Genomic DNA, 14,110 nt, shown 5'->3' on the forward strand with positions numbered 1-14,110 from the left:
GTAGCCCGAAATGTTATTCATTTGCTTTATGAATGACACTTTGTCTCGTCCGATAGCCTGAAATGTCATTCATCTGATATATCCATGACCTTTGTAAACGAAGGCCTTTTCCATAGCGCGTGAATGTACTATCCGCACAAACCAAAAAAAGCACGATGCAGCTGCGCACCGGCCTTTTCGGTTAAAATGATTTATAAAAGTGATTCTGCTCCGTCGATGTAAATTTCGGTGCCTGTGATGTGGCTTGACAGGTCCGATGCCAAGAAGTAAACAAGGTCGGCCACCTGCTCGGGCTTTCCGGGCCGGTCTGCGAGCGGCTGATTTCCTTCTGGGTACTCGACAGGGATAGTGATCTTTTCAAGCTCCTCCTCCGCAGGGAAGGTATTGTCGTGGATATTGGTATCGATGGCACCAGGGCAAATGGTATTGACTCTGATTTTATAGTTTGAAAGCTCAAGAGCAGCCATTTTCCCAAACCCAACTTGTCCTGCTTTGGACGTGCTGTAAGCCGAGAAGCCAAAATTCTTAAACCAGCGGTTTCCGTTAATTGAGCTAGTGATAATCATGCTTCCGCCCCGTTCCTTCATATGGGGAATGGCATACTTCAGTGTCAGGAAAGTCCCTCTTAAATTCGTGGTGATGGTCTCATCCCAGTCATCCGGCTCAAGATCCTCAATTGGTGCGATTACACCATTGATCCCGGCGTTAGCAAACACAATATCGAGCCGCCCGAATGCCTCTATCGTCTTTTTATAGGCCTGTTCCACATCATCCGGGTTTGCGATATTGCACTCGGCAATGATGGCACTGCTGCCTTTTTGTTCAATGAGGGCCTTTACTTCACCGGCATTTTCTTCTTTCAGGTCAATTAACGCGACCTTAGCCCCTTCGCTGGCCAGTTTGATGGCAGCAGCGCGGCCGATACCTGAACTTGCCCCCGTTACAAATGCTACTTTTCCATCCAATGTTCCCATTAAACCAACCTCCCATTCTTGCGAAACTTACTTATTTGTTATCCCCTTTTTTTGAAGAAGGAAACATTCAAGTGTGAAAATCTTTAGAGTTACGGTATACCTTCGTAAGGGGATAATTCAGTGGGAAGCAGAATAGGAAATTCAAGGAGAGAAGTTTTTCTTTTTTTAGACAAGGGGAAGTAAATATAGAAATAGAAGAATAATATAGTGCGCGTTAATTAAGGAAGGCCTTACAAACTTTTAATAGAAGGATTGTGTATTAGAATAGGGGGATTACGTATGAATAGGGCTTTGGTTCTTCAATCGGATTTCGGGATTAGTGATGGGGCGGTAAGCGCGATGTACGGAGTTGCATTTTCTGTTGACAGCGCTATCCGTATATTTGATTTGACACATGACATTCCTCCATTCAATATATGGGAGGGTTCTTACCGCTTGCTCCAGGCTATCTCCTACTGGCCCAAAGGAACGGTTTTTGTATCTGTAGTTGACCCGGGTGTCGGTTCTGCGAGGAAAAGTGTGGCTGTTAAAACGAAGGATGGGAAAATCATCATTACTCCGAATAATGGAACTCTGACACATATCCATCGATTTATTGGCATTGTAGAAGCTAGAGAGCTTGATGAGGGAAAAAACAGGCTTCCTCATTCGAGGGAATCTTATACATTTCATGGCCGTGATATTTTTGCCTATACAGGTGCCCGGCTGGCGATGGGGAGAATATCTTTTGAGCAAATTGGAAAAGAAATTGAGGTCAGCTCAATCGTAAACCTTCCATTAAATCAGGCAACAAGAACGGAAGGAAGTATTGATGGGATAGTAGAAATTCATGATGTTAGGTTTGGGAATCTCTGGACGAATATCAATCGCGACTTGCTAAAAGAAGCTGGAATTCAATACGGCGATCGCCTATCCGTTACTATTGGCAACGGGACACGTCAGGTCTATAAGAATACGATGACATTTGGCAGATCATTTGCTGATACGCTAGTCGGGGAGCCTCTCGTTTATATCAATTCACTTGATAACTTGGCCATTGCGATTAATCAGGGTTCGTTTGCCGATGCCTTTCATATCGGCTCAGGCACAAATTGGACGATCTCATTTGTAAAGAATGAGGTTAATCATGGAGCTTGAGGTTATTTTGAAAAAATCTCTCGAAAATCCCTATAGGATTAAGCGTGAGAATGAAGGTATACTATACCATTACACAAATCTGCAGGCACTCTATGCAATTCTTTCAACAGGCTCAATTTGGATGACACGAAGCGAGTTCCTTAATGATGCCTCTGAATTGACGTATATAAAAACAGTTATTGAAGATGTTTTTTCGGATAAACCGGCTTCCAGTATAGAGGCCACATTCAAATCTGAGGTTAATGAAATTTTAAATGGCTCATACTTCAATGAACAGCACCGCAGTAAATGCTATATTCTCTCATTGACCGCGATTTCTGATTTAATTACCAACTGGTCAGCTTATTCTAATTTTGATGGCTATAATATAGGCTTGGATAGCCTTCAACTTCATCATCTGCTGGAAATAAAGTATGGCGGGGCGTATATGGCTGGCTATGTCCTCTACGATGAAAGCCTTCAGAGGAAAATTGTTAGAGAAGAAGTGGAGAGATATTTAGGCATTTGGGAACATGTAAGGATGAGTAATGAAGCGGGGCGAGAGGTTGCCCGGGCATTCATGGTCAGGATGCTCAATTACAGCTACTTTTTTAAGCATCCTGCTTTTAAGCCGGAAACAGAGTATAGAGTTGCCTTTTTTCCCGAAAACCTCGCAAAGGTACAGGAGTTTGCCGTTTTGTTTCGGACCTCGGCAGGCGGCCTTGTTCCATACATTGAACTTGATTTTAAGCAGAATCAAAATGATGTAAAGCTTCCGGTAAAAGAAGTATGGATTGGACCAACCAACAAAATGGATAATGCGTACCTTGGATTGAAGGCCTTTCTGCAATCACTTGGATACATGGATACTGACATTAAGAAATCAGTTATTCCACTTAGATTTTGATTTGGTGATAGCAATAATAGCACTTATAAGCATGAAATGCCCGTTCTTTAAAAAGAATGGGCTTTTTAGCATTGTTAAAAAAACTAAAACTTGGCTGGACAAAAAGAATCAGTGAAACGAAATAATCAGTTATTTCGTCAGTTTTGACGAGTATACTTTACGTATAGAACCCGGATTGATTACGGTGCTTTTGAAAGGGTTGGAGAAATGGCTGAAATGTCAAAGAGGGACTCGCTGCTTATCTTTTATTTCATGTCGATCGCTTTTATCGATCTTACATTCAGATTAGGTGTTTTTGAAGACTTTTATATTCGTGACTACGTCCTTTCGCTGATCTTTATTTTAGCGTTAGCCTTTTTATTGCACTTTATAAACAGTTTTTTTGTGGGTAAGGCAAGCCATGTCATCGCCTGCCTGATTCTCCTCTTCGTAACAGTACTCTATGCCTCCCAATTTATGTATTATCAATTCTTCAGAACATTTTATAGCGTGTATTCAGCGGGAAACGGTGCCCAGGTCTTCGAATTCTGGAAGGATATTCGTACTCTTCTTGTGGAGAATATCGTTTGGCTGGGACTGTTTATGATTCCACTCCTGCTGTTAGTTTTCTGGGGCAAGAGGCTTTTATCCTTTCAAAGGCTTGATAAATTCAATCGAGTTTCAATCGCACTTTGCTTTGTCATTGCCCAAATTGCCGGAATCGGGACCGTTTTTGCTAGTGGAAAGGGCATCAACTCGGCATATGACTTATATTACCGAAACAGTCTTCCTCTTCTTTCTATGGAAAAGCTTGGCCTTGTTACGACAATGAGACTGGATATGCAACGTATGGTGACAGGTTGGTCCCCGAGGCTTGAAGCGTCTGCGGATGATATTCCACTGCCGGCTGAAGATCCACTGCCTGACAATCAAGATGCGGAGCCGGAAAAACCTGCAGAGTATAATGTAATGAACATAGACTTTGAAGCCATGGCAAGGGCGGAGAAGAATCAAGACCTGAAAAGCGTGCACAGTTATTTTAGCAAGGTACTGCCGACAGAAAAAAATGAGTATACAGGGAAATTTAAGGACTATAATTTGATATTCATTACTGCCGAGGGTTTTTCTCCTTACGCAGTCAATAAGGAAGTTACCCCGACATTGTATAAACTCGTCCATGAGGGATATAACTTTACAAACTTTTATAATCCGATTTGGGGTGTCAGCACCTCTGATGGGGAATATGTTGCCACGCTTGGCCTTATCCCGAAAAGCGGCGTATGGAGCTTTCAGGAATCCGGAAGAAATTATCTCCCTTTCGCAATGGGAAATCAGTTAAAAAAAATCGGCTATAAAACAATGGCCTATCATAATCATACTTACACCTATTATCGAAGAGATTTGTCTCATCCAAATATGGGCTATGAGTATAAAGGGCTCGGCAATGGCCTGAATGTAAAAGAAACATGGCCGGAATCAGACCTTGAAATGATCGAAAAGACTGTGCCGGAGTATATTGGAAAAGAACCGTTTCACGCTTATTACATGACGGTAAGCGGGCATATGCAATATTCGTTCACGGGAAATTATATTGCCTGGAAGAACAAAAAGCATGTGGATTCACTCTCTTTATCCGATCAGGCCAAAGCTTATCTTGCGACTCAAATCGAGCTTGATAGGGCGCTTGAAAGCCTGCTTGCTCAGCTTGAACAGGCAGGTGTTGCTGAAAAAACTTTGATTGCATTGAGTGCCGACCATTATCCATATGGGCTCGATCCAAAAACAATCAATGAGCTTGCCGGACATAAGGTTGAAGAGAATTTCGAGTTGTACAGGAGCCCTTTTATCCTCTATTCAAAGGGGATGGAACCAGAGGTCATTGATAAGCCTGCTTCAAGCCTTGACATTATCCCTACACTTTCAAACCTTCTTGGACTCGATTATGATTCCAGGCTGTTAATGGGCCAGGACATTTTTTCTGAAAAAGCTCCGCTGGTTGTGTTCATGAACAAAAGTTTTATCACAGACAAGGGACGCTATAATGCCGTGACGAGCGAGTATCTTCCGGAGCCCGGAGTAAGTGTGGACCAGAATTATATAAAAACGATATCCTCTATTGTCCAAAGCAAATTCTATTACTCTGCAAAAGTCCTGGATCTTGATTATTATAGAAAGATTTTCCCTTCAAACTAGCAGCTTAATCGGATAATAATTTTGTGGGTGTTAAAGGCTGTTATACCTCTGGGTCAGCATAATGGGAAAATGCAAATCCCCACCAGTTAGGAGTAGGGAAAGAAGTAACTCTGGAGATAAAATACTCATAGGACAAGGAAATAGGAAGGCGCATGGGATGAACCCATAGCGCCTTTTCTCATGTTCGTTTGATAAATCGGATAAAGATGACCAGGCTAATGGCACAAAGGATTGCAATGAATCCATACCCACCGAAAATATCAAAATGGCCAGCAAAAAAGCCAAAGCCGATTCCCGTTATAATTTGGAATGCATTAAGGGAAAGTGAATGAAATGAATCAATGGTCGCTCTCATATCTGTATCAATCCGATGGTGCAAGAAGCCTGTCACAATTGGGTTGACTATTCCGGAGGCCAGACAGATAAGATAGACGACTGCCAGTCCCGTATGTCCCTTTATAGTTGCCAAGTACGAAAAACCACAAGTAAAAATAACCAGTACGGCTGTTAAAAGCTTGGCATGACTGAATTTCCCAATTAGCCAATGAGCCATAAGGCTTCCAGGCAGGGAAAGCACCATAATTCCCGCAGAGAATACACCGAAATACATAACCGGTATCTTCAACCGGTCAAGATAAAGCTGCCAAAATTCGTAAATATAATTAATTGAAGCACCTGTGGCCATCCCGGACAGAAGGACAACGCAGACTTCAGGCTTTGCTCTGAAAAAGTTGATTGAACCTGTTAGGCATTCCTTCAAAGGCGGCTCGTGCTTCGTTTCTCTCATTTTGAAAAGAACGGGTTCGGTTAAGCCAAAAGCATAAATGATACATATGGAACTTGCTGCAAACGAAAGCCAGTAATTAAATTCGAATCCGAATTTAGTTGCAAGGAGGCTCCCGGATAACGCCGCAAGGATAGCGGCAAAAAATCCAACGGCATTCAGGTAGCCAAGATCCTTTTCGAAATGGTGCTCAAGCGCGCTTGCTTTTAAAGAATCGTACAGCAGGGCATTAGCAGCGCCACTGAATGCCGACTTCGATACCCCTGCAAGAAAAACCACAGCGGCAAAATGCCAAAATTCCGTTGAAAATACTAAAATCAAAAACTCCATGGAACCAAGGGCAGCGCTTACTAATATAAGGTTTTTCCTGCTCCATTTGTCTGCCAGTATTCCTGTTGGAACCTCAAGTACAACAATGGTGGCGGCATAGATGATTTCAGTGTAAACAACCATAAGTACCGTCATCCCCCGGTCTTCCCAGAACAGCCTTTCAATTACATACGCGGGGATGAGGCTATGAAAAAAACTATAGGCATAAAGAAGCCTGATATTAATGAAATAATTCATGTCCCTTTTCTCCTTTCATTTGTAAGGTTAAAACCTTACAAACGAGGAGGGGGACGTGGGCAATCAGGTTAACAAGGCGGTCTTGCTAATTTCATGGGAAGCAACTCCTTTCAACAGGATTAGTAGAAGCATATGATGGTAACTTTAGTATATTGCATAGAATCAGATGGAACAAATTTTTCCAAAATAAATGCCCGCCATTCTGCTGGCGGGCATTTTATGGTAAGGATATCACCACTGTGGATAACTATTAAGTGAGTTTCCGTCTAGTTCCCCGTGTTTATTCATATGATTTTTCAAGTTCATCAATTAACGAACCAACATAGGAAACGGCAACCTTGATTGGTTCAGGAGTGGACATATCGACACCTGCATGCTTCATAAGTTCAAGAGGTGTTTTTGTTCCTCCTGCCCGAAGCACTTCAAGCCATCTGTCTACAGCAGGCTGGCCTTCTTCCTGGATCAATTGAGCAACTGCAGTAGACGCAGTCAGGCCTGCGGAATACGTATATGGATAAAGGCCCATATAATAATGCGGCTGGCGCATCCAGGTCAAGGATGCCCCTTCATCAAGGGATACACTATCTCCCCAAAATTCAGAAAGTACCTGGCCTTTCATTTCACTGAACGATTTTGCGGTCAGGGCACCGCCATTTTCTGCCGCAGCGTATACCCTGCGCTGGAATTCTCCTTCCAACAGGTGTGTAACAAAATTATGGTAGTACGTGCTTAAAAGCTGGAGAATCACCCAGCGCCGCATTTGCTTATCATCAGTGGCTTCCATAAGGTGCTGCGCCAATAGCAGTTCATTCATTGTGGATGGTGCCTCAACGAAATACATGGACGGGCGGGTATTCATAATCCGCTGCTCTTTATTGGCCAAATAGAAATGGCCTGCATGACCAAATTCATGTGCTAGTGTAAATGCGCCTCGCATATTATTCTGCCAGGTTATGAGAATGTAAGGATGTGCTCCATAAGGGCTTGAGCAGAAGGCTCCTGTCGACTTTCCAACATTGTCCGCGCGATCGACCCATCTTTCGTCAAATCCTTTTTTAATGATATCCGTATATTCAGGTCCCATTACCTTTAAGGATTCAATAATGACATTTCTCGCCTCTTCATAGGTCGTTTCGGGATTGAAGTCAGGATCAAATGGGGCTTTCAAGTCACAGAAGCGCAATTCTTCTAGGCCAAGCACTTTCTTTTTCAGCGTTGCATAGCGCCGCATATGCGGAGCTAGCTCAGTAAAAATGATATCCAGCTGATTGTTGTACATGTCCAGTGAAACTTTCTGGGGTTCAAGCAGCATTTCGGTAACAGAGTTGTACTTCCTTAGCTTTGCCAGTGCAACCTGTTTCTTTACTTCGGTTGAATAGGTGCCGGCAATTGTGTTTTTGTATTGCTTTAGTGTTTTGATAAACGAATCGTAAGCTTTACGACGGACTTGTGTATCCGCTGAGAATTCATATCTATTTTCAAAAAGTGCGAATGAAACTGGAAGCTCGTTTCCGTGTTCATCCTTAATTGGAGAAAATTCCATGTCGGCAAGCTTGCTCAAATTATAAATGGTATAAGGGGCATTATGTAATTCGCCTAGAGCGGCAAGTACTTCCTCTGTTTCAGAAGACAGGCGGTGACTCTTGGTTTCTAGCAATTCAAAAAGAGTTTTCAGGAATGGCTTCAGCCCTTTCTCCTCGGAAAGGTATTGTTCCAGTGTGCCATCAGGCAGAGAGAGAATTTCAGACTCAATGAATGAAAGGGCAGCGTTTGCCTGGGTCCTAACCGCTGCAGCTTTGCCAGAATCAGCCTGGTTGGCAGGGTCTGTCCCATCAGCAGTTTGCTTTAGGTTGGCATAAGTCATTAGTTTAATTAATTTCATATATAACTGTTCTTGGGCTTCGAGGCAATCTAGCAAGGTGGCTGCATCCTTTCCCAATTGCCCTTTAAATCTTGTAAACTCGGTCAGTGAAGCCGCTGTTTTATTCAATTCTTCTTCCCACTGTTCATCATTTGCAAAAAGACTGGAAAGATCCCATGTGGTTTCTTCCGGCACTTCGGATCGGACAAGCCGTTTTTCTACTGTTTTTTTCATATGGTGCCTCCTGATTACTTCGAGATACTAAATATAATTCTATAATATTTGAAAATTAAGTCAACTATACAAAAATAAAAATAAAATTGCCGGCTCAAAGGGTATGGTTATGTCGTAATTCTGTTATTTCCAAAAATTTAATTTATTTACAAAATACTAATTGACTATTGTTTATATTTTGAATAAACTGAAATTGTATTTAAAAACCTTTAAAGGAGGGAATTTCCAACACATTTATGTAGTAAAATACGATTCTGATCTGGGGCTGAGTGGCTCCATGCTTCTTAGTTAAGGCAAATGCTCTGTTCATTGGAATAGGGTGTTTTTTTCTTATCCCAAAAATTCGAATCGTTATTTTACAAAAGTCAGACAAGCTGGTAAAGACTTTGCCAGTGGGGGTAAGGAACAGGTTTGAAAGAATAAGAGACAACGGGGAGTGAGAGGCTTGAAGTTAAAAAGAAGTTTTGCGCTTTTGATGATTTTTCTGCTAGTGTTCTCGAACAGCGCGCTCGCGGCCGGGAAACCAATCCTGTCTAATACTCAGCAGGAAACCTCAAATGCCAAAAAAACACACTCGAAATCCATCTCAAAGAAGGAAGTCGAGAAGAGCTATAAAAAGACTGACAAAGTCAGGGTAATCGTTGAAGTAGAAGGGGAGCCGGCAATTACATATGCTACCCAGCAAGGCAAGAAATACAGTGAGCTTTCAAAGTCAACAAAAGATAAGTTGCAAGCTCAAATCCTTGGAAAACAGAAGTCGGTAAAAGAAAAAATTAAGAATGCCGACGTAAACATTGAATATAAGCAGAACTTCACAACTGCAGTCAACGGCTTCAGCGGGGTCGTTGAATATGGACAAATTCCATTGATTAAAGGCCTTGATGGTGTAACGAAAGTAACAATTTCCCATGAATATCAGCGCCCTGAAGTAAAGCCAGACATGAAATATAGTAAAGAGCTTGTTGAGGCGCAGAAAGCCTGGGAAGAATACGGTTATAAAGGCGAAGGCATGATTGTTGGTGTCATTGACACTGGTATCGACCCAAGCCATAAAGATATGGTACTTACAGATGCTTCCAAAGCAGACCTTTCAAAGCCTGAAGTGGATGCAGCAGCTGCTGAAAAAGGCCTGCCTGGTAAATTTTTTACAGATAAAGTGCCTTATGGTTATAACTATGCTGATGAGAACGAGCAAATTCTTGATCTAGGGCCAGACGCATCAATGCACGGCATGCACGTTGCCGGTACAGTTGGAGCGAATGGTGATGAAACTAAAGGCGGATTGAAGGGTGTTGCACCTGAAGCACAGCTTCTTGCCCTGAAAGTTTTTGGGAATGATCCTGAAATGCCATCTACATGGAGTGATATCTATGTTAAGGCTATCGATGATGCAATCGTACTAGGCGCTGATGTTCTGAACATGAGCCTTGGTTCTGTAGCTTCATTTGTGGCACCTGAAGATCCGGAGCAAGAAGCAGTCGCACGCGCGGTTGACAACGGAGTATTGATGTCAATTTCAGCCGGGAACTCCGACCGTTTTGGAAGCGGATTTGGGAATAACTTCGCAACTGACCCTGATAAGGGGCTTGTTGGCGCACCTGGGTTGGCTTATGAGTCACTTCAGGTAGCATCGTATGAGAACAGTTTCATGGATTTGGATGCTATTACTTATTCCTTTAATGGAACAGAATCTGATAAGGCATCATTCATGATTGCAGGAACAGTAGATCCGACGAAGCAAGAAAAGAAAAAATTTGAAGTAGTTTTTGCAGGCTATGGAAGTGCTGCCGAATTTGTAGGAAAAGATTTTAAAGGTAAATATGCTTTGATTTCTCGCGGTAACGGTGTAAACTTCGTTGATAAAACAAAGAACGCCCAAGCTGCAGGTGCAGTCGGAGCAATTGTATTTAACAACGCAACTGGATGGGTCAACATGGCCGATGATCCAGCAATTAAAATTCCGCATCTATTCATGCTGAAGGTCGATGGCGATAAGCTTAAGGCTGAGCTGGATAAAGGAACTAAAGTGGAAATTGAATTCAAAGGTGACCAGGTTACGGCTCCAAACCCAACAGCTGGTCAAATGTCTTCATTCACTTCTTGGGGCGTTACTCCAAACCTTGATTTCAAGCCTGAAATCACAGCTCCAGGCGGAAATATCCTGTCTACATTGAATGGCAATACGTATGGCGTCATGAGCGGTACGTCTATGGCAGCACCTCATGTTGCCGGTGGGTCTGCGCTTGTGCTCCAGCGCGTTGATAAAGACTTTAATGTTTCTGGCAAGGACCGAGTGAATCTTGCGAAAAATATCCTGATGAATACAGGAAAAGTAGTTGAAGATAAAGGCACTTATAATAGTGCATATGGATTAGGAAATCCTTATTCACCACGTCGTCAGGGTGCAGGTTTGATGCAGCTTCATGCGGCGTTGACTACTCCTGTTGTCGTTACAGAAGCAACTACAGATGAAGCTAAAGTTGCCTTGAAAGAAATTTCAGGGAATAAAGCTACTTTTACTTTGAAAGCAGAGAATTTCTCAGACAAAGATGTTACGTACAATATTGGCGGGAATGTTCAAACTGATTTTGTTCTGAACGGTACAGACCGACAAGAAGCGCAAGGTATTTTTAAGAATGGCACGATATCTGATGCTGAGCCTTATCTGGGAGATTACCCAATAGAATTCAGCACAAATCAGTTGAAGGTACCTGCAAAGGGTACAGCTACACTTGAAGTAACAGTTGATTTGTCTGACAATGTTGATTGGGTTTACAATAAATCACTTGAGTTAAGGTTCCCTAACGGCTACTTTGTGGAAGGTTTTGTAACACTGACTGATACTGAAGACAATCTTCCAGCGCTTTCAGTTCCGTATGTTGGATTTAAAGGCGACTGGAACAAGCCGCCGGTAGTGGATGGCCTAGGCTACGATGACGCTAAGTCCTTCTACGGATATACTGGCTTAGTAACTGAAGCCGGTGATGATTACAACTACCTTGGATACAATCCAGTAAAAGATACCTTTGAATCTGACAAAATTGCATTCTCCCCGAATGGTGACGGTGTAAGTGATAATGCTATACCAATTCTCTCATTCCTGAGAAATGCGAAAACAGTTGAGTACAACGTCCTTGCCGAGGATGGAACAAAACTCCGCAAAATCAAGTCGGATACACTTGTCCGAAAGAACTACTATAATAGCGGTTCCAGTTCTCCTTTTTCCTTAAACTCTGCTAATGCATGGGATGGTAAGGTGAAGAACGTTAAGGTGCCTGATGGGAAATATTATTACGAAGTACTTTCAACTATTGACTATCCAGGAAAAGCTCCACAGTCTTTCAAGATTCCTGTGATTGTTGATACAGTCAAGCCAGTTGTTGAAGGCGTAATTGTGGACGGAGCATTGAACTATACAACTGTCGATAAGAACGGCGCCGGCGTGGCTTATGTTGATGTGCTTGTCAATGGCGTTTCCGTTTTTGGTGCAGACGATCTTCCACTAGCAGGAAACGGTGGAACGTACAAGTTTAAAGAAGCTCCAGTAAATGGGGCGGAGGTAACTCTTGTTGCTGTGGACTATGCAGGAAACGTGGCTGAGAGGGTTATAGAGGTATTGGAAGGTCCGGATGATGTGACAATCCCTTATATCCATGCGACTTCTCCTGAACCACTTGGGGTATATGACACCAATGAAGTACCTGTTTCCGGATATGTTTCGGATCAGACAAAGCTAACAAACTTCACTGTAAATGGCGAGTCTGTTGAATTAACCTGGGATTCAGAGGATCAACGGTATGAATTCGACACAGTCCTTACTTTGGAAGATGGCGTTCATAAAATCAGGATTGCCGGCACGGATAAAGCGGGTAACGAAATCTCCTTCCTGCGCACAGTGCTTGTAGATACAACTGCGCCTGGCTTAGATGTTAAAGTACCTGCGAAAGTTAGTGAAGAAACAGATTCTGTAGAACTTGAGGCAATCCTTTCTGATAACTTTGCCCAAGTCCGCTACTTTGTGGATGGAAGCGAAGAATTCTACAAGGAACTTGCAGAGCCATACGTAATGGACGGCTATGAGACTTCTGTAAAAACAGTACTTCCGCTCCAGCCGGGTGCCAATACATTCGTGCTTGAAGTAGTCGACGTTGCAGGCAACAAGACAACCAAAGAGGTCAATGTATTCCGGGGCAAGGAGACTTTCACAGTCAACTATTACGTTGATGGTAAAGTTTATAAAACTGTTGATGTCATTGAGGGTAATACAATAAAGGCTCCTGCAAAACCGGTGAAGAAAGGATATACATTCATCGGCTGGTACTCAGATCAAGCACTAAAGACTAAGTACAATTTCAGCAAAGCAGTAACTGGAAATACTAATCTTTATGCCAAATTTGCAAACATTGCCGCTCCTGCATCTGTTAAGGCAGCTTCTGCCGGCTATAACAAGGTTAAAGTAAGCTGGGGTAAAGTGTCTGGTGCACAAGGCTATGAAGTTTATCGTTCAACTTCCAAGTACGGCACATACAGTAAAATTGCAACTTTAACAAGCGGAACGGCAACAAGCTACACAAATGGCGCGTTGAATCCAGGAAAAACTTACTATTATAAAGTTGTCTCCTACAAGAGGGTAGATGGCGTAAAAGTGGTAAGCCCATATTCCGCAGTCGTTAGCAAGGCTCCAGTTCTTGCTACACCGACAGGCCTGTCTGTAAAGAAATATTCGGCTACTTCACTCAAAGTATCCTGGAAGGCATCAAGCGAAGCAACAGGATATGAGGTATATCGTGCAACTTCGAAAACTGGCAAATATACCAAAGTAGCGACTGTTACAAAGGGCAGTGTCACAAGCGTGGTCAATACCAAGCTGACAAAAGGCAAAACATATTACTACAAAGTGCGCGCGGTCAAAACCGTTAGCGGAAAGAAATACTACAGTGGTTATTCCTCTGTTGGATCCGCTAAAACGTATTAATCGCTAACTGCAAAAAGTCCCTCTCAAGGCAGGAACCTCCTGCCAGGGAGGGGCTTTTTTTAGTGAAAGGATTGTAAGTTTACAAGGATTAACCATTTAACTAGCCTTGTTTAATAGGAAGAAAGAGTTAAAATGGCTTGCATTTTACTATATAAGTTAAACTAAAGAATTTCAGAAGCGTAGGCGTTTAATTGATTGAAGTGCCTGGAACGGAAATTGTAGAAAAACTTAAGTTTAATCTATATAGCTTGGGTTTTACTAGTAACAACCCAACTTTTCAATCGATATGACTAGGCGCTGACAGGCAGTAACTAGTCTATGGCGTGCAAGGGTTCGTTACGCACAGTTAGTAACCATACTATGAAGTACTATATAATTCGGTAAAAGTAGCACAAAACAGCCATCAAAATTGAAACCTTTATAGTTAACATTCACTAGACAAAACAATATTGGGCTTTCACCTTTCAAAAAAATTGCCCATTTATTCATGATCCCCTTGACCTTCACGCAACGTAAAGGT

At 42.5% G+C, this 14,110-nt stretch carries 7 protein-coding genes; 4 read left to right on the forward strand and 3 right to left on the reverse strand.

Going from position 1 to position 14,110, the window contains the following annotated elements:
• Positions 1-191: 191 nt before the first annotated feature.
• Positions 192-974 carry an SDR family oxidoreductase gene (locus TY16_RS05910; RefSeq protein WP_043930882.1) on the reverse strand — a complete coding sequence of 261 codons (783 nt, stop codon included), beginning with the start codon at positions 972-974 and terminating at the stop codon, positions 192-194.
• A 279-nt stretch (positions 975-1,253) separates the two neighbouring features.
• On the opposite strand from TY16_RS05910, the gene TY16_RS05915 reads away from it, so the two are divergent.
• The 3 genes from TY16_RS05915 (at position 1,254) to TY16_RS05925 (ending at position 5,169) form a co-directional block, all read left to right on the forward strand.
• Positions 1,254-2,111 carry an SAM hydrolase/SAM-dependent halogenase family protein gene (locus TY16_RS05915; protein ID WP_043930883.1) on the forward strand — a complete coding sequence of 286 codons (858 nt, stop codon included), beginning with the start codon at positions 1,254-1,256 and terminating at the stop codon, positions 2,109-2,111.
• Complete coding sequence (locus tag TY16_RS05920) at positions 2,101-2,997, forward strand: DUF2971 domain-containing protein (RefSeq protein WP_043930885.1); 897 nt, start codon at positions 2,101-2,103, stop codon at positions 2,995-2,997. Before TY16_RS05915 ends, TY16_RS05920 begins: the two co-directional genes overlap by 11 nt.
• A gap of 207 nt (positions 2,998-3,204) precedes the next feature.
• The gene (locus TY16_RS05925) at positions 3,205-5,169 is read left to right on the forward strand and encodes an LTA synthase family protein (protein ID WP_052342614.1); all 1,965 of its coding nucleotides are present in this window, start codon (positions 3,205-3,207) and stop codon (positions 5,167-5,169) included.
• Between the two features lie 178 nt (positions 5,170-5,347).
• On the opposite strand, the gene TY16_RS05930 is transcribed toward TY16_RS05925, so the two are convergent.
• A complete protein-coding gene (locus tag TY16_RS05930; RefSeq protein WP_043930886.1) occupies positions 5,348-6,520 on the reverse strand; it encodes an MFS transporter in 1,173 nt (390 codons plus the stop codon).
• Positions 6,521-6,800: 280 nt separating this feature from the next.
• Positions 6,801-8,615 carry an oligoendopeptidase F gene (gene pepF / locus TY16_RS05935; protein WP_043930888.1) on the reverse strand — a complete coding sequence of 605 codons (1,815 nt, stop codon included), beginning with the start codon at positions 8,613-8,615 and terminating at the stop codon, positions 6,801-6,803.
• A 445-nt stretch (positions 8,616-9,060) separates the two neighbouring features.
• Between pepF and TY16_RS27050 the strand changes: the two genes are divergently transcribed.
• On the forward strand, positions 9,061-13,590 hold the full coding sequence (locus TY16_RS27050) for a S8 family serine peptidase (RefSeq protein WP_081772898.1): 4,530 nt from the start codon (positions 9,061-9,063) through the stop codon (positions 13,588-13,590).
• Positions 13,591-14,110: the final 520 nt, after the last annotated feature.

Origin of the sequence: Bacillus sp. EB01 (assembly GCF_000613125.1) — a bacterium.
GTDB lineage: Bacteria > Bacillota > Bacilli > Bacillales > Cytobacillaceae > Bacillus_D.